The sequence below is a fragment of the Pseudomonas sp. 1 genome, assembly GCF_056626735.1.
Map to the genome: position 1 here is coordinate 114,870 of NZ_JBWXMQ010000016.1, position 21,051 is coordinate 135,920.

Consider the following 21,051-nt stretch of genomic DNA (forward strand, 5'->3'; position numbering starts at 1 on the left):
CCGGGATCGCGGGATGCAGGCAAGGATAGGTCAGGTGTAGTCGACCAGTTGAATGCGGTTGCGCCCGGCGCGCTTGGATTCGTAGAGCGCGCTGTCACCTTGCTCGATCAACGCTGCGAGGCTGGCCGGCGGCTGATCGAACACCTTGGCGCCGATGCTCAGGGTGACGGCCTGCGGGGTGGTGTAGGTCTGGGTCGTCATCTGCTGAAACTGCTCACGTAGCGCACTGTCCAGCAGCATGATCTGTGCGTGGGATGCATCGCCCAGCAGCATCACGAATTCGTCACCGCCCAGCCGTGCCGCCAGCGCGCCTTTGGGCAGCACCGCGCGGATCATTTCGCTGAGGGCAATGAGCAACCGGTCGCCGGCGGTATGGCCATACAGGTCGTTTATCAGTTTGAAGTTGTCGATGTCGATCAGCAGCAGGGCGCCGGGGCGGGTGTTGGAGACTTCATCGAGCAGGCGCGGTGCACGGACCTCCAGGGCGCGACGGTTGTACAGCGCGGTCAGCGGATCCCGGGCGGCCAGTTCGGCGATCTGTTTTTCCCGACGATAGCGCTCGGTGCCGGTCATCGACAGCGCGATCAGCATGATCGCCATTGCGCCCTCGACCAGGGAAATCTGAATGATCTCGCCGCGCAGCGACGCCAGATCGATCAGCGTGCCGGGAATTACCGCGATGATCGCCTTGGTGAAATAGAACGTGCCGTGGATCAGCAGCACATAACGCAATTGCACCGCGCCGACGCTCAGCGAACTGCCATGCGGGCGCAGTAACAGGCTGGCCCGCAGCATCAACGCGGCCACCAGCAGCGAGTTGGCCATCAGCATGATCTTTGACCACGATGGACTTTCAGGTAACAGCAGCAACGCCAGCCACAGCAGGAACATCAAGTACCAGGCTCGCGACAACCGGCGCTGGGTAAACCGCGCGACCCCCAGCAGAAACAGCCAGTGCGCGACCACCAGCAAGCCGTTGGCGAACCAGATGCCGATCAGCGGATAACCGTTGGCGCGCAACAGGGCCAGGCTCGAACCGACGGTGATGGTGGCGAAACCGGCGCTCCAGAACAGCAGGGAGGGTTCGCGGATGCTGCGCCATTCGACCGCCAGATACAGGGCGGCCGCCGCGGCCAGGGCGGTGGAAATGGTGAGCATCGTGAGAGGATCGAGCGCCATGAAAGAACAGGTCTGCCTGAGTAGTATTAATGGGCCACGATTGTAAGCGTTCCCCCCATTGGGCTGCTATTTTCACTCACCGGATATTCCATTTTCAGACGAGGTGTCCCATGGACCGAGTGACCGGCGGTTGTCTGTGCGGCGAAGTGCGGATCGAGGCATCGGGGCGCCCCTACAGGGTTGGCGTTTGTCATTGTCTGGATTGCCGCAAACACCATGGCGCGCTGTTTGCCGCGTCGGCGATCTTTCCCGAGGACGCGGTGGCGATCAGCGGCGAAACCCGTGACTTTGCGGGGCGACATTTCTGTCCGCGCTGTGGCTCCTCGGTGTTCGGCCGCAGTGGCGATGAAGTCGAGGTCAATCTGGGTGTGCTGGATGCGCCGGATCAATTCCAGCCTGCCTATGAGCTGTGGACGGTGCGTCGCGAGTCGTGGCTGCCGGACTTTCCTTTGGCCCGACACTACGCGCGTGATCGCGAGGGAACGGGGCGAACTGAAGAGTAAGCGGGGTCAGGCTGGGCGACTGACCCCGGCCGATATGATCAGCCGCGAATAAAGGCCAGCAAATCCCCGTTGATCGTCGGCGCCTCGGTGGTCGGCATGCCGTGGGGGAAGCCCGGGTAGATCTTCAGCGTGCTGTTCTTCAGCAGCTTCGCCGAGAGTACGCCGGCGTTTTCGTACGGCACGATCTGGTCGTCATCGCCGTGCATCACCAGCACCGGGATCGAGATGCCTTTCAGGTCTTCGGTGAAGTCGGTCTGCGAGAACGCGACGATACCGTCGTAGTGAGCCTTGGCGCCGCCCATCATGCCCTGACGCCACCAGTTGAGAACCACCGCTTCCGAAGCCTTGGCCCCGGGCCGGTTGTAGCCATAGAACGGGCCGGCCGGCACGTCGTGGTAGAACTGCGAGCGATTGGCTGCCAGTTGCGCCTGAAGATCGTCGAATACCGACTTCGGCAAGCCGCCGGGATTGCTCTCGGTTTTCACCATCAGCGGCGGCACGGCGCTGATGATCGCGGCTTTGGATACCCGATCCTCGCCATGCCGGGCGATGTAATGAATGACTTCGCCACCACCGGTGGAGTGGCCGACGTGCACTGCTTTCTGCGTCCCCAGATGGTTGACCACCGCTGCCACGTCGTCGGCGTAATGATCCATGTCGTGGCCGTCCCAGACCTGGCTCGAACGCCCGTGGCCCCGTCGATCATGGGCCACGACCCGGAAGCCCTGAGCAAGGAAGAACAGCATCTGCGCATCCCAGTCATCCGCGCTCAGCGGCCAGCCGTGGTGGAAGTGGATGACCGGAGCGTCTTTCGGGCCCCAGTCCTTGTAGAAGATTTCGACGCCGTCTTTCGTTGTGACAAATCCCATGTTTGCGACTCCTGGAAATGCGGAACGTGACCCCGAAGGGAGTGATGACAAGCGTTATCAACTCTAGGATTGAAGTGCACTTCAAGGTCAAGCAAGTTCCGAACGGTCATTGCTGGAGTGAATGGTGGGTCATAGGCGTTGTGCGCTTGACCTTAAAGTTTGGTTGAACCTTAGAGTTCTTGCTCACCGGCCATTCGCCGGGTCAATCAGCGAGAGGGTCAGCGAACATGAACAAGCGCTTTACAGAGGTGGAATTCGGAACGCACAAGGTTGAAGTGCTGGAGGGCGGCTACTACGACCGATTCCGGATGAACCCCAACCTCGACGAAGTGGCCCGGGACAATGCAGCCGGCAACATCGACTTCTTCCGGCGCATTCCCAAGCTACAGGTCGCGTCGAGAGTCGGGCCGACCTGGGCGCCGAACTTCTATTACCGTTCCGGCAGCGTGCAGTTGCTGTTCCTGGCGCCGCTGGACCGTCTGCGCGCCACCTTGCCTGCGCCGCTTGAACCGCTGCGGGCGTTTCCCGGTTACGGACTGGTGGCGCTGACGTTTTTCTCCTATTCGGTTTGCGACAACGACCCGTACGACGAAGTCTCCGTGGCGATTGTCGTGCGTCGCCCCGGCGCCCGCGGCTCCCATGCGCGGGCACTGATGGACGCCATGCGCCGACGCAGTTTCACCGCCCATGTGCTGGCGCTGCCGGTGAACACCGAAATCGCCCGGGTGCGCGGCGTGCACGGCTATCAATTGCCCAAGTGGCGCGCCGACATCAACGTGAACATCGGCACCAGCGTCAGTGCCCACATCGACGGGCCCAAGGGCTTGCCGGACCTGGTGCTGAAAGCGCCGCTGCCAACCCTGAAAAACGTCACGCCGCAATCGCGCATGAGCACCGCCACCATGATTCATCAGGTCGATGGCCTGTGGCACCAGAGCGTGGTGCAGAGCAACACACTATCCTTTGCCCAACGCCTGTTTCCCCGCGATGTGCAGCTGGATCGCAACGGCGGCCCGCTGAGCCAGTTGCTCGATGGCCTCGGGGCTACGCGGATCCTGCGGCTGGACGTGATCAAGGACGCGCAGATCGTGCTGAACCTGCCGGTGCCGCTGACGGCGTTCGGTCAGGCCGGTGTTACCCAGAGAGAGGCTGCCAAATGACCCACCGTATCCTGCATGTCGTGACCAATGTCGCTCACTATGCCGATCCGACCGAACCCACCGGGCTGTGGTTGGGGGAGTTGACCCATGCCTGGCAGGTGTTCGCGGAAAAAGGCTTTGAGCAGCAACTGGTCAGCCCCAAGGGCGGGCAAAGTCCGTTGGAGCCACGGGCGCTGAAGTGGCCGATGCTCGACCGCTCGGCGAAGGCCTGGCTGAACGACCCCGCCAGCATGGCGCTACTGGCGAATACCGCCAGCCCGGAACAGATCGACAGCGCGGATTTCGACGCCATCTACTTCACCGGTGGCCATGCGGTGATGTGGGACTTTCCCGATGACCCCGGTCTGCAACGGCTGACCCGGGAGATCTTCGAGCGCGGCGGGATCGTTTCGTCGGTCTGCCATGGTTATTGCGGGTTGCTCAACACGCGACTATCGGACGGCAGCCTGCTGGTGGCGGGGCGCAAGGTCACCGGTTACTCGTGGATGGAAGAAGTGTTGGCTGGTGTCGCGAAAAAAGTACCGTACGACTCGGAACAACAGATGAAAGATCGCGGGGCACGCTACGAAAAGGCGTTTCTACCGTTCACGTCGAATGTGGTGACCGACGGCAAACTGGTAACCGGGCAGAACCCGCAATCGGCCAAGGCTACGGCGCAACGTGTTGCCGCGATGCTGTAGATCCATGACCGGTGGTCGCGGCAACTGGTCGTCGAGTCAAAATGCGCTTAGCTGAAAGGGATAAGCCGAGGCGCGCGCAGCCATCGAAAGCTGTAGCCGCGCCCTTCAGAACACCGTGAGTCTGAGGAAATCCCCGATGCTGACCTTGAACATCAATGGCAAGGATCAGGAGCTCGATGTCCCTGCGGACATGCCGTTGCTCTGGGTTCTGCGCGATGTCGCGCACCTGACCGGTACCAAATTCGGTTGCGGCATGGCCCAGTGCGGTGCTTGCACCGTGCATGTCGATGGCGCACCGCTGCGCTCGTGCATCACGCCGGCCACCGCCGTGGCCCACGGCCAGAAAATCCTCACCATCGAAGGTTTGTCCAGTGACGGTTCGCACCCGGTGCAGCAGGCCTGGGCCGAGCTGGACGTGGTGCAGTGCGGCTATTGCCAGTCCGGGCAGATCATGTCCGCCGCCGCGTTGCTGGCGAAAATCCCCAAACCCACCGACAGCGATATCGATCAGGCGCTCTCCGGCAACATCTGCCGCTGCGGCACGTATCCAAGAATCCGTGCGGCGGTCAAACGCGCCGCCGACATTGGTTGAGCGAGGGGAAGTGAGTGATGAACAGTCCTGTATCCCGTCGCGGATTTCTCAAGGGCAGCGCCGTGCTTGGCGGTGGTCTGGTGGTGGCGTTCGTGGTGCCCGGCGGCAACCGCTTTGCCACGGCAGCGGAAAATGAAGGCGAGGCCTTTGCGCCGAACGCATTCCTGCGGATTGCCCCGGACAACAGCGTCACGGTGCTGCTCGGCCATTCGGAAATGGGGCAGGGTATCTGGACCGGCCTGACCATGTTGATCGCCGAAGAACTGGACGCCGATTGGTCGAAGATTCGTGTCGAGCACTCTCCGGCGTCGGCAGCCGATTACGGCATGCCCGCGTTTGGCGGGATGCAGATCACCGGTGGGTCGACCTCGACCTGGATGGAGTTCGACCGCTACCGACTCGCGGGCGCTACGGCGCGGCAGATGTTGATCAAGGCCGCGGCCAAGCGTTTCAACGTGGCACCCTCGACGATCCGCACCGAGTCCGGCGTGGTGATTGCCGGTGACAACCGCGCCACCTACGGTGAACTGGCGGACGCCGCCGGGCAACTGCCGGTGCCGGATCCGAAGTCGATCACGTTCAAGGAAGCCAAGGACTGGAAGGTCATCGGCAAACCCACCAAACGCCTCGACACCCCGGAGAAAATCACTGGCCGCGCGAAGTTCGGCATGGACGTGCAGTTTGAGGGATTGATGACGGCGATGGTCGCGCGTGCCCCGGCGTTTGGCGCCGCGGTGAAATCCTTTGAAGGCGCTGAAGCGCTGGCGATCCCCGGCGTGCACAAAGTGGTGCAGGTGCCGACCGGTGTGGCGGTAGTCGCCGAGCATTACTGGGCGGCGAAACTCGGGCGCGATGCGCTGAAGGTCGATTGGGACCTTGGGCCTGGCGCTGACCTGAGCAGTGAAAAGCTGTTGGCGAGTTTCCGCAAACTGGCGGCCACGCCGGGCACCTCGGCGGCGCAGGCTGGCGATGCCAAAGGCAACTTCGGCAAGGCTGCGAAGAAAATCGACGTCGAATACAGCGTGCCGTACCTGGCCCATGCACCGATGGAACCGCTGAACTGCACGGTGAAGATCAGTGCCGACAAGTGCGAGATCTGGACCGGCACCCAGTTCCAGACGCTGGATCAGATGGTCGCCGGCAAAATTACCGGGCTTAAACCGGAGCAGGTCGAGATCCACACCGAGTTCCTCGGTGGCGGTTTCGGTCGCCGGGCCAACCCGACCTCGGACTTTGTCGCCGAAGCGGTGCAAGTGGCCAAGGCTGCCGCGATGCCGGTGAAAACCGTGTGGTCGCGTGAGGATGATATTCGTGGCGGTTATTACCGCTCGATGTTCCTGCATCAGGCGAAGATCGGCCTCGGCCCCGACGGCATGCCGCTGGCCTGGCAGCATGTGCTGGTCGGGCAGTCGATCATGGCCGGCACCATGCTCGAGAAAACCATGGTCAAGAATGGCGTCGACCAGACGTCGGTCGAAGGCGTTTCGGACAGCCCGTACATCAAGGGCCTGGCCCATCATCAGGTCGATCTGCATTCGCCGACCACCGGGATCAACGTGCTGTGGCTGCGTTCGGTGGGCCACAGCCACACCGCGTTTGTCGTGGAATCGCTGATCGATGAAATGGCCACGGCGGCGGGCAAGGATCCGGTGGAGTACCGACGAACGCTGCTCAAGGATCACGCCCGGCATCTCGGCGTGCTGAACCTGGCGGTGGAGAAGGCCAACTGGAAAGCGCCGCTGCCGGACGGTCATGCGCTGGGCGTGGCGGTGCATGAGTCGTTCGGCAGCTATGTGGCGCAGGTCGCCGAGGTGTCCCAGGACAATCTGGCGATCCGCGTGCATCGCGTGGTCTGCGCGGTGGACTGCGGAGTCGCGGTCAACCCGCAGAGCATCGCGGCGCAGATGGAGTCGTGCATCACTTTCGGCCTGGGCATGGCGCTGCACAGCAAACTGACGCTCAAGGACGGCCAGGTCGTGCAGTCCAACTATCACGACTATCAAGTGTTGCGGCTCAATGAAATGCCGGTGGTCGAGGTGCACATCGTGCCGAGCACCGACAAACCCGGCGGCATCGGCGAGGCCGGTGTGCCGCCGACCGCGCCGGCGGTGGCCAACGCGGTGTTCGCCCTGACCGGGCAGCGTTTGCGGGAACTGCCGCTGCAACTGTCGGGGGTGTGAGATGAAGCGACATCTGTTGTTGGGCACGGTGATGCTGGTCGGGCTGGGCGGTTACGCGTCGGACTTGTTTGCCGACGATCAGGAAGCCTTGAAAGCCTTCGGCACGGTGCAGAAAGTCTTCCAGAGCCCGCGTTGCCAGAACTGCCACATTCCCGGCGATTCACCGTTGCAGTTCGACGCCGGCATTCCCCACGCCATGAGCGTGGTGCGCGGCATGGACGGCAAGGGCGCGGCTGGTTTGCCTTGCGCCACCTGCCACGCCGAGAGCAATCCGCCGGCCAGTTACGGCCCTCACGCGCCACCCGGCGCGCCGCACTGGAGCCTGCCGCCCGCCGCCCACAAAATGGCCTGGATCGGTCTGCCGCCGGACCGCTTGTGCGCAATGATCAAGGACCGCGCCAGCAACGGCGACCGGGATTTCGCCGCACTGATCAAACACGTCAGCGAGGACAAACTGGTGCTCTGGGGCTGGAATCCCGGAGCAGGGCGCGCGCCGGTTCCGGTGCCGCACGATATCTTCGTGACCCAGTTCAAACTGTGGGCCGATGCGGGCGGGCCGTGTCCGGTGGTCGGCGGGTGAGAGGTTGAGTGATCGCTGATTCGGGCTACTCTCAACTGCATCGACGTCAAAGGAGTGTGTGATGCTGGTACCCGGCAAACCCGCCAATGAAGCTGTCCGTATTCAAGCGTTGCAGGACCTGAAACTGCTCGACACCGCACCGGAAGAGCGCTTCGACCGGCTGACGCGACTGGCCAAGCGCCTGTTCAATGTGCCGATCGCACTGGTCACGCTGGTGGATAAGGAGCGGCAATGGTTCAAGTCCTGCGTGGGTCTGGACACGACCGAAACGCCGCGCTCGGTTTCATTCTGCGGTCATGCGATTCTCAGGGACGAGCTCATGCTGGTGCCTGACGCCCGAGAGGACGACCGTTTCCACGACAACCCGTTGGTTACCGGGGAACCAAACATCCGGTTCTACGCCGGTTATCCGCTGACCGTGCCCAACGGCAACAAGATGGGCACCTTGTGCCTGATCGACACCAAACCCCGCGATCTTGACGATGAGGAACGCGCCTTGTTGCGCGATCTGGCCGGCATGGCCGAACAGGAACTGATGGCCGTGCAGATGGCGAGCATGGATGAGCTGACGCTGCTGTCCAACCGTCGTGGCTTCAAGATGCTGGCCCAGCATGCGCTCGACGCCTGCGCACGCCTGGAAAAACCGGCGACGCTGCTGTTTTTCGATCTCAATGACTTCAAACAGATCAACGATCTTTATGGGCATGCCGAGGGCGACAGCGCGCTGAAGAACTTCGCCGATGTGCTGCGCATCGCCTTTCGCGAGAGTGATGTGGTCGGGCGCCTGGGTGGCGATGAATTCGTGGCGCTGCTGACCGGCTCAAGTCACGTGGAAACCACCCGGATCATGGCGCGGCTCAAGGACATTCTCGAAGAGCGCAATGCCACATTGCACCGGGGTTACGCGATTCGCTTCAGTGTCGGCCAGATCGAATACGACCCGCGACGGCATGAAACGGTAGACAAGTTGCTGGCGGATGCGGATGCAGCGATGTATGAGCACAAGCAGGCATTGAAGCGTTGTTAGTGCGGGCCTCTTCGCCAGCCGGCTCGCTGCCACCCGGATTGTGGGAGCAAGCCTGCTGGCGAGGCGTCTTTGAAGACGCTGCTATTTGGCAAACAACTGCCCGATATCCTTGAACGCCTTGAACTCCAGCGCATTGCCGCATGGGTCAAACAGAAACATCGTCGCCTGTTCTCCCACCTGACCCTGAAAGCGAATGCCGGGCTCAATCACGAACCGCGTGCCCAGTGATTTCAGACGCTCGGCCAGGGCGTGCCATTCCTTCATGCCCAGCACCACACCGAAATGCGGCACCGGCACGTCATGCCCGTCCACGGCGTTGGTGTGGGCGGCTTCCTGTGAGGCGTTTTTCGGCGCCAGGTGAATCACCAGTTGATGACCGAAGAAATTGAAGTCGACCCAGTGATCGCTGGAACGACCTTCCTCCAGGCCGAACACTTCACTGTAAAAGTGCCGGGCGGCTTCGAGGTCGTATACGGGAATGGCCAGATGGAAGGGGCTGAGTGGCATGGGCTGGTCTCGATCAGCGATTGGGATGGGTTGAGTCTAACGCTGTGCATTTCGATTGAAAGACGATAGTTTTTGCGCCGAGCTCAAATTATTTCGATCAATCGAGGTGTCCATGCTGCGTGAATTAAGAACCTTTCTGGCAGTGGCGCAGCACGGCACCTTTGCCTCGGCGGGCCTGCATGTCGGCCTGACCCAATCGGCGGTCAGTGCGCAGATTCGCAATCTGGAACAGGCGCTGGGGGTAAAACTGTTCGATCGCACCGGGCGGCAGGCGATCCTCAATCCGGCCGGACAGCGCGCGGTGCCGATGGCGAAGGAAATGCTCGCCACTTTCAGCCGCATGGCGATCAGTGAAGACGCCAGCGAGTTTCGCGGCGAGCTGAGAATCGGTGCCGTGGCCACCGCACAGACCGGGTTGTTGCCTCAGGCCTTGCTGCGTTTACGCCAGCAGGCGCCGGGCGTGGAGCCGAAGCTGGTGCCGGGTGTGTCGTTGAACCTGTTGAGCCAGGTGGATGCCGGGGAAGTCGATCTGGCGATCATGATCAAGCCGCCGTTCGAATTGCCCAAGGAGTTGTCGGCGCAGGTGATCCGGCGCGAGCCGTTTGTGCTGATCGTGCCGCCCGACGTCGAGGGCGACGATCCGCTGCAATTGCTCGCAGAACAGCCGCACGTCCGCTATGACCGTAATTCGTTTGGCGGAAGGCTGGTGACGCGATTTCTGCGAGAGCAGCGGATAGACGTTCACGTAGCGCTGGAGCTGGATGAGCTGGAAGCGATCGTGAAGATGGTCGAGTGCGGGCTCGGGGTTTCGTTGCTGCCCAGAGCCGGGCTATGGCTGGAGCATCCGCTGAAGGTGAGGGTGATCGAACTGGGAGAACTGACGTTTCATCGGGAGATGGTGGTTTTGCAGCGCTACAGTCAGCGTTCTCAACCGATTCAACAGATGTTTGCCCGTTGCCTGGAATCGCAGGCATGAAAAAGCCCGCCTGAACAGGCGGGCTTTTTATCGGCAGCGCGAAGATTACTCTTCGATGTTGCCCATGGCGGTGGTGTTGAAGCCGCCGTCCACGTAGGTGATTTCACCGCTGATGCCGGACGCCAGGTCCGAGCACAGGAAGGCGCCGACGTTGCCGACTTCTTCGATGGTGACGTTGCGACGCAGCGGGGTCTGCGCTTCGTTGGCGGCCAGCATCTTGCGGAAGCTCTTGATGCCGGAAGCGGCCAGGGTGCGGATCGGGCCGGCCGATACGCAGTTGACGCGAGTGCCTTCCGGGCCCAGGGAGCCGGCCAGGTAGCGCACGCCGGCTTCCAGCGAAGCCTTGGCCATGCCCATGACGTTGTAGTTCGGCATGGTGCGCTCGGCGCCCAGGTAGGACAGGGTCAGCAGGCTGCCGTTGCGGCCCTTCATCATTTCGCGACCAGCCTTGGCCAGCGCGACGAAGCTGTAGGCGCTGATGTCGTGGGAGATGCGATAGCCTTCACGGGTGGTGACTTCGGTGAAGTCGCCGTCCAGTTGGTCGCCCGGGGCGAAGCCGACGGAGTGCACGATGCAGTCCAGGCCGTCCCACTTCTTGCTCAGCTCTTCGAAGACCTTGGCGATTTCTTCATCGCTGGCCACGTCGCACGGGAAGCACAGCTCAGGGCTCGAACCCCAGCCCTGTGCGAACTCTTCGACGCGACCTTTCAGTTTTTCGTTCTGATAAGTGAAGGCAAGCTCAGCGCCCTCGCGATGCATGGCGGCAGCGATGCCGGATGCGATGGACAGCTTGCTGGCGACACCGACGATCAGTACGCGCTTACCGGCGAGAAAACCCATGTGTTGCTCCTCTTTCAGGTTATTGCGCAGTGGCTGGTGCCAGGAAAGCGGCCTCCAGCAACTGCTGTGTATACGGATGTTGGGGGGCGGCAAAGATACTTTGCGCGTCTCCCTGTTCGACCACTTGGCCATGCTTGACCACCATCAGCTGGTGGCTCAGCGCTTTCACAACAGCCAGGTCATGGCTGATGAACAAATACGTCAGGTTGTACTTGGCTTGCAGTGAACGCAACAACTCCACCACTTGCCGCTGCACCGTCCGGTCGAGGGCCGAAGTCGGCTCGTCCAGCAGGATCAGCGCCGGTTTGAGCACCAAGGCCCGGGCTATGGCAATTCGCTGCCGTTGCCCACCGGAAAATTCGTGGGGGTAGCGGTGCCGGGTTTCCGGATCCAGACCTACCTCCTTCAATGCCGCAATAATTGCCGCTTCCTGCTCGGCGGCGGTGCCCATCCTGTGGATCCGCAAACCCTCGCCAACGATGTCGCTCACGCACATCCGCGGGCTCAGGCTGCCAAACGGGTCCTGAAACACCACCTGCATCTCCCGGCGCAACGGCCGGACTTCGCTTTGCGTCAGGCAATCCAGCTGTTTGCCCTCAAAACGGATCGCACCCTGGCTGCCGATCAACCGCAGGATCGCCAGACCCAGGGTGGATTTACCGGAACCGCTTTCTCCCACAATCCCCAGGGTCTGACCCTGAGGCAAGCTGAAATTGATGCCGTCCACTGCCTTGACGTGATCCACCGTGCGCTTGAGCAGGCCTTTCCTGATCGGGAACCAGACTTTCAAGTCCTCGACCTCAAGCAGCGGCGCCCCGATTTTATTGCTTGCCGGGCCTCCGCTGGGCTCCGCGCCAAGCAGTTCCCGAGTGTACGGATGCTGCGGCGAACGGAACAGCTCTTCGCACGATGCCTGTTCGACGATGCAACCGCGCTGCATGACACATACACGATGCGCAATTCTTCGCACGAGGTTCAAATCGTGACTGATCAGTAACAGCGCCATGCCCAATCGGGCCTGCAATTGCTTGAGCAGGTCGAGGATTTTCAGCTGAACGGTCACGTCCAGCGCGGTGGTCGGTTCGTCGGCGATCAGCAGTTCCGGCTCGTTGGCCAGGGCCATTGCGATCATCACCCGCTGGCGCTGGCCGCCGGACAATTCGTGGGGCAGGGCCTTGAGGCGCTTGTGCGGCTCGGGGATGCCGACCATTTCCAGCAGCTCGAGCGTGCGCTTGGTCGCGACCTTGCCGGTCAGGCCCTTGTGGATGCCCAGCACCTCGTTGATCTGCTTTTCGATCGAGTGCAGCGGGTTGAGCGAGGTCATCGGCTCCTGAAAGATCATTGCGATCCGGTTGCCGCGAATGTGACGGATGGTCTTTTCGCTCAGCCCCAACAGGTTTTGCCCGGAATAGTTGATGCTGCCGGACGGATGTCGCGCCAGCGGGTAGGGCAGCAGGCGCAGGATCGAATGTGCCGTCACCGACTTGCCCGAGCCAGACTCGCCGACCAGCGCCAGGGTTTCGCCGCGCTTGATGTCGAAACTCACGCCCTCGACCACCCGTTGCACGCGATCGCCGAGGCCGAATTCGACGGCGAGGTCGCGGATTTCGATCAGATTGTCCTGATTCATGTCACTTCCTCGGGTCGAAGGCATCGCGAGCGGACTCGCCGATGAACACCAGCAAACTCAACATCAGCGCCAGCACCGCAAACGCACTCATGCCCAGCCATGGCGCCTGCAGGTTAGATTTGCCCTGGGCGACCAGTTCTCCCAGCGACGGACTGCCGGCCGGCAAGCCGAAACCGAGGAAGTCCAGGGCGGTGAGGGTGCCGATGGCGCCGGTCAGGATGAACGGCATGAAAGTCATGGTCGAGACCATGGCGTTGGGCAGGATGTGGCGGAACATGATCGCGCCGTTCTGCATGCCCAGCGCTCGGGCCGCGCGCACGTACTCGAGGTTGCGCCCGCGCAGGAACTCGGCGCGCACCACATCCACCAGGCTCATCCACGAGAACAACAGCATTATGCCCAGCAGCCACCAGAAGTTCGGCTGGACGAAACTGGCGAGAATGATCAGCAGATACAGCACCGGCAAGCCCGACCAGATCTCCAGGAAGCGCTGGCCGGCCAGATCGACCCAGCCACCATAGAAACCCTGCAAGGCGCCGGCAATGACGCCGATGATCGAGCTGAGCACGGTCAGGGTCAGGGCGAACAGCACGGAGATACGGAAGCCGTAGATCACCCGCGCCAGCACATCGCGGCCCTGATCGTCGGTGCCCAGCAGGTTGTCCGCCGATGGCGGGGCGGGGGCCGGGACTTTCAGGTCGTAGTTGATGCTCTGGTAGCTGAACGGAATCGGCGCCCACAGCACCCACGCGTCCTTGGCCTTGAGCAGTTCGCGGATGTACGGGCTCTTGTAGTTGGCCTCCAGCGGGAACTCGCCGCCGAAGGTGGTTTCCGGGTAACGCTTGATCGCCGGGAAGTACCAGTTGTTGTCGTAGTGCACCACCAGCGGCTTGTCGTTGGCGATCAGTTCGGCACCGAGGCTCAGGCCGAACAGGATCAGAAACAGCCACAGCGACCACCAGCCGCGCTTGTTGGCCTTGAACAGTTCGAAGCGCCGGCGGTTGAGAGGGGACAGGTTCATCTCAATGCTCCCGGCTGGCAAAGTCGATGCGCGGATCGACGAGGGTGTAGGTGAGGTCGCCGATCAGTTTCACCACCAGCCCCAGCAGGGTGAAGATGAACAGGGTACCGAACACCACCGGGTAATCGCGGTTGATCGCCGCTTCGAAACTCATCAGGCCGAGGCCGTCGAGGGAGAAGATCACTTCCACCAGCAGGGAACCTGTGAAGAAGATGCCGATGAACGCCGACGGGAACCCGGCGATCACCAGCAGCATCGCGTTGCGAAATACGTGGCCGTAGAGCACGCGATTGCGGGTCAGGCCTTTGGCCTTGGCGGTGACCACGTACTGCTTGTTGATTTCGTCGAGGAAGCTGTTTTTGGTCAGCAGTGTCATGGTCGCGAAGTTGCCGATCACCAGTGCCGTCACCGGCAGCGCCAGGTGCCAGAAGTAATCGAGAATCTTGCCGCCCAGGCTCAGTTCATCGAAGTTGTTCGACGTCAGGCCGCGCAAGGGAAACCAGTCCAGATAACTGCCGCCGGCAAACACCACGATCAGCAGGATCGCAAACAGGAACGCCGGGATCGCGTAACCGACGATGATCGCCGAACTGGTCCAGACGTCGAAATGACTGCCGTGCCGCGTGGCCTTGGCGATCCCCAGCGGGATCGACACCAGGTACATGATCAGCGTGCTCCACAATCCGAGCGAGATCGACACCGGCATCTTTTCCTTGATCAGGTCGATGACCTTGGCGTCGCGAAAGAAACTGTCGCCGAAATCCAGCCGGGCGTAGTTCTTGACCATGATCCACAGACGCTCAGGGGCCGACTTGTCGAACCCGTACATCTTTTCGATTTCCTTGATCAGCGCCGGGTCCAGACCCTGCGCACCGCGATAGGAGGAACCGGCCACCGACACTTCGGCACCACCGCCGGCAATGCGGCTGGTGGCGCCTTCGAAGCCTTCGAGCTTGGCGATCATCTGCTCCACCGGCCCGCCGGGCGCGGCCTGGATGATCACGAAGTTGATCAGCAAAATGCCGAACAGGGTCGGGATGATCAGCAGCAGTCGCCGAAAAATGTACGCCAGCATCTGATTACTCCGTGCCCGCAGGGTCGGCTTGCAGTTGGGTTTCGACTTCTACCGCCGGTTTCGCATCGGGTTTGACCCACCAGGTGTTAATGCCGATGTCGTACTTGGGGGAGACTTTCGGGTGGCCGATGTGGTTCCAGTACGCCACGCGCCAGGTCTTGATGTGCCAGTTCGGAATCACGTAGTAACCCCATTGCAGCACGCGGTCGAGGGCGCGGGCGTGGGCCACCAGGCTTTTGCGCGAATCGGCGTTGATCAGGCTTTCCACCAGATGATCGACCACCGGATCCTTGAGGCCCATCGAGTTGCGGCTGCTGGCCTTGTCGGCGGCCGCGCTCATCCAGAATTCGCGTTGTTCGTTACCCGGCGAGTTGGACTGCGGAAAGCTGCCGACGATCATGTCGAAATCCCGCGATCGCACGCGATTGACGTATTGCGAGACGTCGACACGGCGGATCACCAGATCGATGCCGAGGTCACTGAGGTTGCGCTTGAACGGCAACAGCACGCGTTCGAACTCGGTCTGCGCCAGCAGGAATTCGATGACCACCGGTTTGCCGGTGGCGTCGACCATTTTGTCGTCGACGATTTTCCAGCCGGCCTCTTGCAGCAACTGATACGCCTCGCGCTGTTGCGCGCGAATCATGCCACTGGCGTCGGTTTTCGGATTTTCGAAGGCTTCGCTGAACACCTGCGCCGGCAGCTTGCTGCGAAACGGATCAAGGATCGCCACCTGCTCGGCATCAGGCAGGCCGGTGGCGGCCATTTCCGAATTCTCAAAATAACTGCGGGTGCGCGCATAAGCACCGTTGAACAGTTGCTTGTTGGTCCATTCGAAGTCGAACAACAAGCCCAGAGCCTGTCGTACCCGCACGTCCTGAAACACCGGGCGGCGCAGATTGAAGACGAAACCCTGCATCCCGGTCGGGTTGCTGTTGGCAATCTGTTCCTTGATCAGCCGCCCTTCGTTCACTGCCGGCACGTTGTAGGCGTTGGCCCAGTTTTTTGCGGCCATTTCCAGCCAGTAATCGAACTGCCCGGCCTTCAACGCCTCCAGCGCGACGGTGTTGTCACGGTAATAGTCGGTGGTCATCACATCGAAGTTGTAGAAACCGCGGTTGGCCGGCAGGTCCTTGCCCCAGTAGTCCTTGACCCGCTCATAGCGCACCGAGCGTCCGGCCTTCACTTCGGTGACCTTGTAAGGACCGCTGCCCAACGGGATTTCCAGGTTGCCCTTGTTGAAATCACGATCGGCCCACCAGTGCTTCGGCAGCACCGGCAACTGACCGAGGATCAGCGGCAGCTCGCGATTGTTAGTGTGCTTGAACTTGAACAACACCTTGAGCGGGTCTTCGGCGATCACTTCTTCAACGTCGGCGTAGTAGCCGCGGTACATCGGCGCGCCTTCCTTGGTCAGGGTCTGGAAGCTGAACACCACGTCGTCGGCACGTACCGGGTGGCCGTCGTGAAACTTCGCTTCGGGGCGCAGGTAGAAGCGCACCCAACTGTTGTCCGGGGCCTTTTCGATCTTGGCGGCGATCAGGCCGTATTCGGTAAACGGCTCGTCCAGACCCTGTTTGGCCAGCGTGTCGTAGATCAGGCCGATATCGTCCGCCGGCACACCCTTGCTGATGAAAGGGTTGAGGCTGTCGAATCCGCCGAAGCCGGCCTGGCGGAAGATCCCGCCCTTGGGCGCGTCGGGGTTCACGTAATCGAAGTGCTTGAAGTCGGCGGGGTATTTCGGCGGCTCGTTGTACAGGGTCACGGCGTGTTGCGGGGCGGCAAAGGCCAGCCCGGCGAACAGCAGACCGCTGGCCTGCACGAGCAGGGCGCGGATAGGCTTCATCGATCTTTCTCCGAAGATTTCAGCCACCACGCGCTAAGGCCCAAGGTGTAGGGCGGCGTAGTGACAAAGGCGAACCGGTTGCGGTACGCCAGACGGTGATAATTGAGGTACCAGTTGGGAATGCTGTAGTGCTGCCAGAGCAGCACGCGGTCCAGCGCCTTGCCGGCGGCGACCTGTTCATCGCGGGTACGGGCGGCGAGCAGTTGCTCGAGCAAGTGGTCGACCACCGGGTTGGCGATGCCCGCGTAATTTTTGCTGCCCTTGACCCCGACCTGGCTGGAGTGGAAGTACTGCCACTGTTCCAGCCCTGGGCTGAGGGTCTGGTTGAGGGTCATCAGGATCATGTCGAAATCGAACTGGTCCAGACGCTGTTTGTACTGGGCGCGGTCCACCGTGCGCAGGCGCGCGTCGATGCCGATGCTGTTGAGGTTTTCAATGTACGGCTGGAGGATTCGCTCCAGGTTCGGATTGACCAGCAGCAGCTCGAAACGCAGCGGCTGGCCGGCGGCGTTCTGCAGACGCTGGCCGTTGAGCTTCCAGCCGGCCTCGGCCAGCAGGGCCAAGGCTTTGCGCATGGTTTCCCGGGGGATCCCGCGGCCATCGGTCTGCGGCAGCGTGAATGGCTCAGTGAAGAGGCGCGCCGGCAGTTGATCCTTGTAGGGTTTGAGCATCAGCCATTCATGGCCGACCGGCAGGCCGACGGCGCTGAACTCGCTGTTGGGGTAGTAACTGGTGGTGCGCTTGTAGGCGTCGCTGAACAGTGCGCGATTGGTCCATTCGAAGTCGAACATCAGGCCCAGCGCTTCACGCACCTTGATATCGGCAAACGCCGGGCGCCGTGTGTTCATGAACAGGCCCTGACTCTGGGTCGGGATCTGGTGGGGGATTTGTGCCTTGATCACGTCGCTGCGACGGATCGCCGGAAAGTTGTAACCGTTGGCCCAGTTCTTGGCCTGATGCTCGATATAGATGTCGAACTCGCCGGCCTTGAACGCCTCGAAGGCCACATCGCTGTCGCGATAAAACTCGACTTCCATGCGATCGACGTTGTATTTGCCGCGATTGACCGGCAGATCCTTGCCCCAGTAGTCCTTGACCCGCTCGAAAATCAACTGCCGCCCCGGCGTGACCGAGGTGATGCGGTACGGCCCGCTGCCCAGCGGTGGCTCGAAGGTGGTGGCCTTGAAGTCGCGACCCTTCCAGTAATGCTGGGGCAGCACCGGTAATTCGCCCAGGCGCAGGATCAGCAACGGATTGCCGCTGCGCTTGAGCACAAAACGGATACGTTGCGGGTTGAGGATATCGACGCGCAGCACTTCCTGAAGGGCGGTGCGGTACAGCGGATGACCTTCCTTGAGCAGCAGGCGATAGGAAAACGCCACGTCGTACGCGGTGATCGGCGTGCCGTCGTGGAAGCGCGCCTGCGGGCGCAGATTGAACACCACCCAGCTGCGATCTTCGCTGTACTCCACCGATTGGGCGATCAGACCGTAACTGGACGCTGGTTCGTCCCCCGACGGTGCGTATTGCCCGGTGCCGACCATCAGCGGCTCGTTCAGCTCGTTGATGCCGTATTGGAGGAAGTTCGCCGTGGTGACCGGGCTGGTGCCCTTGAAGGTGTAGGGATTGAGCGTATCGAAGGTGCCAAACGCCATCACCCGCAAGGTGCCGCCCTTGGGCGCTTGCGGGTTGACCCAGTCGAAGTGGGTAAATCTGGCCGGGTACTTGAGCGTGCCGAACTGCGCATAACCGTGGCTTTCGGTGATCGTCGCGCTGACGGGGGAGCTCAAGGCCAGGCTGATCAGGAGCAGGAGGAGGGGACGCTTCAAGTCAGATCCGATCCAGGCGGCTTGGGCTTTGTGGGCCGTACAGTAACAGCTTGTATGGACAGGAAAAAGACAGGGGCTTAATGCGCGGTTAATTGTGGGAGCCGTCTGCGCCGATCTACGCAAATATCAAAAAAATGACAGACGAAAAAAAGCCCCTGAAAAGCAGGGGCTCCTTGTCAGTGCGGCTGGTAGACCGTGAGCATTTGCCCAGGCTTGAGCGCCTTGCCAGCGCCCGGATTCCAGCGCTTGAGGTGCTGCATCTCGACGTTGAAACGCTTGGCCACCACGTACAGGGTGTCGCCGCGCTTGACCTTGTACTGGGTCTGCTTGCCGTCGTCGTTGTCTTTGGTCTTGCTGCTGGTCTTGCTGTTGGCGGCGATGACCGTATTGATGCGCCCGCCACTCTTGCGTACCGGCGTACGTTTGGTGGTGTCCTGCATGACCAGGGTCTGGCCGACCTTGAGGTTCTTGCCGGTCAGCTTGTTCCAGCGTTGCAGGTCCTTGACCTCGACCTTGTTGGCCTTGGCGATGGAGCCAAGGTTGTCGCCACGCTTGACCCGATAGGCGCGCTTGGCCTGGGCGATTTCGCTCGGATCGGCACCTTCGAACACTGGTTTCAGCGAACGCGGGCTGATCAGCTCTTCAGGGCGCATGGTTTGCAGGCTGGCGGTCAGCAGTTGCGCCTTCGAGGTCGGCACCAGCAGGTGCTGCGGGCCATCGATGGTGGTGCGCTGCTTGAACGCCGGGTTGAGCTGGAACAGTTCGTCTTCGTCTATGTTGGCCACCGCCGCGACCTTGGAGAGGTCCATGCGCTGGTTGATTTCGACGACCTGGAAATACGGTTCGTTGGCGATCGGGTTGAGGTTCACGCCATAGGCTTCAGGGGTCAGAACCACTTGCGAGAGTGCCAGCAGTTTCGGCACGTAAGCCTGGGTTTCCGCCGGCAGGGGCAGGTTCCAGTAATCGGTCGGCAGGCCGAGCTTCTCGTTGCGCTCGATGGCGCGGCTCACTGTGCCTTCACCGGCGTTGTACGCGGCCAGTGCCAGCAGCCAGTCACCGTTGAACATGTCGTGCAGACGGGTCAGGTAGTCCATCGCTGCGGTGGTCGAAGCCGTAATGTCGCGACGGCCATCGTAGAAACGGGTCTGACGCAGGTTGAAGTAGCGCCCGGTGGAAGGGATGAACTGCCAGAGGCCCACCGCATCGGCCCGGGAATAGGCCATCGGGTTGTAGGCGCTTTCGATGACCGGCAGCAGCGCCAGTTCCAGCGGCATGTTGCGTTCTTCGAGGCGCTCGACGATGTAATGAATGTAGAGGCTGCCGCGTTCACCGGCGTTCTCGAGGAAGGAAGGGTTACTGGCGAACCACAGGCGCTGTTGCTCGATGCGCGGGTTTACGCCCAGGCCTTCCTGCAGCTGGAAACCGCTGCGCATGCGCTCCCAGATGTCCTGGGGCACCTGCGGGCTGGGCTTTTCCGACAACCAGATAGGCTTCTGCTTGGCTCGCGCAGCAATGTTCGGCGTATGCGTCGCTTCAGTCTGCGGAGCATGGCTGGAACAACCCGCCAGTGTGGCGGACACAGCCACCGCGATGGCTTGCGCCAGGCGGGTCAATGCATCTGAATTGACGGACTTACGTATGGATGACGACATTGGCTGGAAGTAAGTTCCGGGCAAAAATGTCGGGCGATTCTAGAAAGCGCCCCCCCTGCGGTCAACCATTCAGAACTTTTGAACCAAGCGGTGCGCTGCTTAGAACGTATCTTTCCATGCCCGCAGAGCCGCAAAAACCTCACTCGGCGCCCGGTTTTGAGGGCCGTTCCGTTCGTCCACTTTTTGTGTAACTAATATTTCACTGGTGCGCAGAAAGGGGTTTGTGAGCTTTTCCAGTGCAAGGGTCGAGGGCAGGGTCATGACGCCGTTCGCACGTTGCTGGGTGACTTTTTCCAGACGGGCGGCGATGTCCCGGTTGCCCGGCTCGACGGCGGCGGCAAATTTCAGGTTACTCAAGGTGTATTCGTGGGTGCAGTAGACCAGCGTGTCTTCCGGCAACGCTGCCAGACGGCTCAGTGACTGGTGCATCTGCTGCGGCGTGCCTTCAAAGAGACGGCCGCAACCGGCGGCGAACAGGGTGTCGCCACAGAACAGCAGGCCGTGATGGTAGTAGGCGATATGTCCCAGGGTGTGGCCGGGCACGGCATGGACGTCGAAGTCCCAGCCGAGCACGCGCACCGTGTCGTTGTCCTTGAGGGCCACGTCCCGCCCCGGAATGCTCTCGCTGGCCGGTCCGTAGACCGTGGCGCCGGTGGCCTTTTTCAGTGTCTCGACGCCGCCGACATGGTCGTGGTGATGGTGAGTGATAAGGATATCGCCGAGCACCCAGCCCGGATGTGCGTCGAGCCACGCCTGTACGGGGGCGGCATCTCCCGGATCGACCACTGCGCAACGCCGGGTGGCATGATCCTGTAACAACCAGATGTAGTTGTCGGTGAAGGCGGGCAGGGCACTGATCTGTATCATCGTCGAATTCGCCAAGCGGGTAACATTGGCGCATCTTA

At 61.5% G+C, this 21,051-nt stretch carries 19 protein-coding genes; 8 read left to right on the forward strand and 11 right to left on the reverse strand.

All coding sequences use genetic code 11. The annotated features are described in order from the left end of the window. Positions 1–30: 30 nt before the first annotated feature. Positions 31–1,179 (reverse strand): GGDEF domain-containing protein, encoded by a 1,149-nt coding sequence (locus tag AC1MDC_RS22870; protein WP_480393716.1) that lies wholly within the window; start codon positions 1,177–1,179, stop codon positions 31–33. Between the two features lie 110 nt (positions 1,180–1,289). Here AC1MDC_RS22870 and AC1MDC_RS22875 point away from each other — a divergent pair, with 110 nt between their 5' ends. Continuing rightward, positions 1,290–1,682 (forward strand): GFA family protein, encoded by a 393-nt coding sequence (locus tag AC1MDC_RS22875; protein ID WP_480393717.1) that lies wholly within the window; start codon positions 1,290–1,292, stop codon positions 1,680–1,682. Positions 1,683–1,720: 38 nt separating this feature from the next. Here the strand turns inward: AC1MDC_RS22875 and AC1MDC_RS22880 are convergent, their stop codons facing one another. Further along, entirely contained in the window at positions 1,721–2,551 is an 831-nt protein-coding gene (locus AC1MDC_RS22880) for an alpha/beta fold hydrolase (RefSeq protein WP_480393718.1), read from the reverse strand. 227 nt (positions 2,552–2,778) lie between these two features. On the opposite strand from AC1MDC_RS22880, the gene AC1MDC_RS22885 reads away from it, so the two are divergent. The 6 genes from AC1MDC_RS22885 (at position 2,779) to AC1MDC_RS22910 (ending at position 8,770) form a co-directional block, all read left to right on the forward strand. Continuing rightward, positions 2,779–3,711, forward strand: a complete 933-nt coding sequence (locus AC1MDC_RS22885) for an acetoacetate decarboxylase (RefSeq protein ID WP_480393719.1) — start codon at positions 2,779–2,781, stop codon at positions 3,709–3,711. Further along, complete coding sequence (locus AC1MDC_RS22890; protein ID WP_085698831.1) at positions 3,708–4,391, forward strand: type 1 glutamine amidotransferase domain-containing protein; 684 nt, start codon at positions 3,708–3,710, stop codon at positions 4,389–4,391. The genes AC1MDC_RS22885 and AC1MDC_RS22890 overlap by 4 nt, the downstream gene beginning before the upstream one ends. Positions 4,392–4,527: 136 nt before the next feature. Then, positions 4,528–4,983: a (2Fe-2S)-binding protein gene (locus tag AC1MDC_RS22895; protein ID WP_007956954.1), complete on the forward strand. Its 456-nt coding sequence runs from the start codon at positions 4,528–4,530 to the stop codon at positions 4,981–4,983. A gap of 17 nt (positions 4,984–5,000) precedes the next feature. Continuing rightward, positions 5,001–7,163: a xanthine dehydrogenase family protein molybdopterin-binding subunit gene (locus tag AC1MDC_RS22900; RefSeq protein WP_480393720.1), complete on the forward strand. Its 2,163-nt coding sequence runs from the start codon at positions 5,001–5,003 to the stop codon at positions 7,161–7,163. A 1-nt stretch (position 7,164) separates the two neighbouring features. Beyond that, positions 7,165–7,743 carry a hypothetical protein gene (locus tag AC1MDC_RS22905; RefSeq protein ID WP_085704281.1) on the forward strand — a complete coding sequence of 193 codons (579 nt, stop codon included), beginning with the start codon at positions 7,165–7,167 and terminating at the stop codon, positions 7,741–7,743. Between the two features lie 61 nt (positions 7,744–7,804). Beyond that, the gene (locus tag AC1MDC_RS22910; protein ID WP_085698839.1) at positions 7,805–8,770 is read left to right on the forward strand and encodes a sensor domain-containing diguanylate cyclase; all 966 of its coding nucleotides are present in this window, start codon (positions 7,805–7,807) and stop codon (positions 8,768–8,770) included. An 81-nt stretch (positions 8,771–8,851) separates the two neighbouring features. Here the strand turns inward: AC1MDC_RS22910 and AC1MDC_RS22915 are convergent, their stop codons facing one another. Further along, entirely contained in the window at positions 8,852–9,277 is a 426-nt protein-coding gene (locus tag AC1MDC_RS22915) for a VOC family protein (RefSeq protein ID WP_480393721.1), read from the reverse strand. Positions 9,278–9,389: 112 nt separating this feature from the next. On the opposite strand from AC1MDC_RS22915, the gene AC1MDC_RS22920 reads away from it, so the two are divergent. Next, positions 9,390–10,253: a LysR family transcriptional regulator gene (locus tag AC1MDC_RS22920; RefSeq protein WP_480393722.1), complete on the forward strand. Its 864-nt coding sequence runs from the start codon at positions 9,390–9,392 to the stop codon at positions 10,251–10,253. Positions 10,254–10,298: 45 nt separating this feature from the next. Here the strand turns inward: AC1MDC_RS22920 and fabI are convergent, their stop codons facing one another. The 8 genes from fabI to gloB all read right to left on the reverse strand — a co-directional run bounded on the left by fabI (position 10,299) and on the right by gloB (position 21,013). Further along, entirely contained in the window at positions 10,299–11,093 is a 795-nt protein-coding gene (gene fabI / locus AC1MDC_RS22925) for an enoyl-ACP reductase FabI (protein ID WP_085698845.1), read from the reverse strand. A 19-nt stretch (positions 11,094–11,112) separates the two neighbouring features. After that, positions 11,113–12,723, reverse strand: a complete 1,611-nt coding sequence (locus AC1MDC_RS22930; protein WP_085698847.1) for an ABC transporter ATP-binding protein — start codon at positions 12,721–12,723, stop codon at positions 11,113–11,115. 1 nt (position 12,724) lies between these two features. Continuing rightward, positions 12,725–13,744, reverse strand: a complete 1,020-nt coding sequence (locus tag AC1MDC_RS22935; RefSeq protein WP_085698849.1) for an ABC transporter permease — start codon at positions 13,742–13,744, stop codon at positions 12,725–12,727. Between the two features lies 1 nt (position 13,745). Next, complete coding sequence (locus AC1MDC_RS22940; protein ID WP_085686478.1) at positions 13,746–14,819, reverse strand: microcin C ABC transporter permease YejB; 1,074 nt, start codon at positions 14,817–14,819, stop codon at positions 13,746–13,748. Between the two features lie 4 nt (positions 14,820–14,823). After that, positions 14,824–16,665 carry an extracellular solute-binding protein gene (locus AC1MDC_RS22945; RefSeq protein ID WP_085698851.1) on the reverse strand — a complete coding sequence of 614 codons (1,842 nt, stop codon included), beginning with the start codon at positions 16,663–16,665 and terminating at the stop codon, positions 14,824–14,826. Further along, complete coding sequence (locus tag AC1MDC_RS22950) at positions 16,662–18,494, reverse strand: extracellular solute-binding protein (protein WP_480393723.1); 1,833 nt, start codon at positions 18,492–18,494, stop codon at positions 16,662–16,664. Before AC1MDC_RS22950 ends, AC1MDC_RS22945 begins: the two co-directional genes overlap by 4 nt. Positions 18,495–18,670: 176 nt before the next feature. Then, positions 18,671–20,146 (reverse strand): transglycosylase SLT domain-containing protein, encoded by a 1,476-nt coding sequence (locus AC1MDC_RS22955; protein WP_085698855.1) that lies wholly within the window; start codon positions 20,144–20,146, stop codon positions 18,671–18,673. 99 nt (positions 20,147–20,245) lie between these two features. Further along, a complete protein-coding gene (gene gloB / locus AC1MDC_RS22960) occupies positions 20,246–21,013 on the reverse strand; it encodes a hydroxyacylglutathione hydrolase (RefSeq protein WP_085704299.1) in 768 nt (255 codons plus the stop codon). Positions 21,014–21,051: the final 38 nt, after the last annotated feature.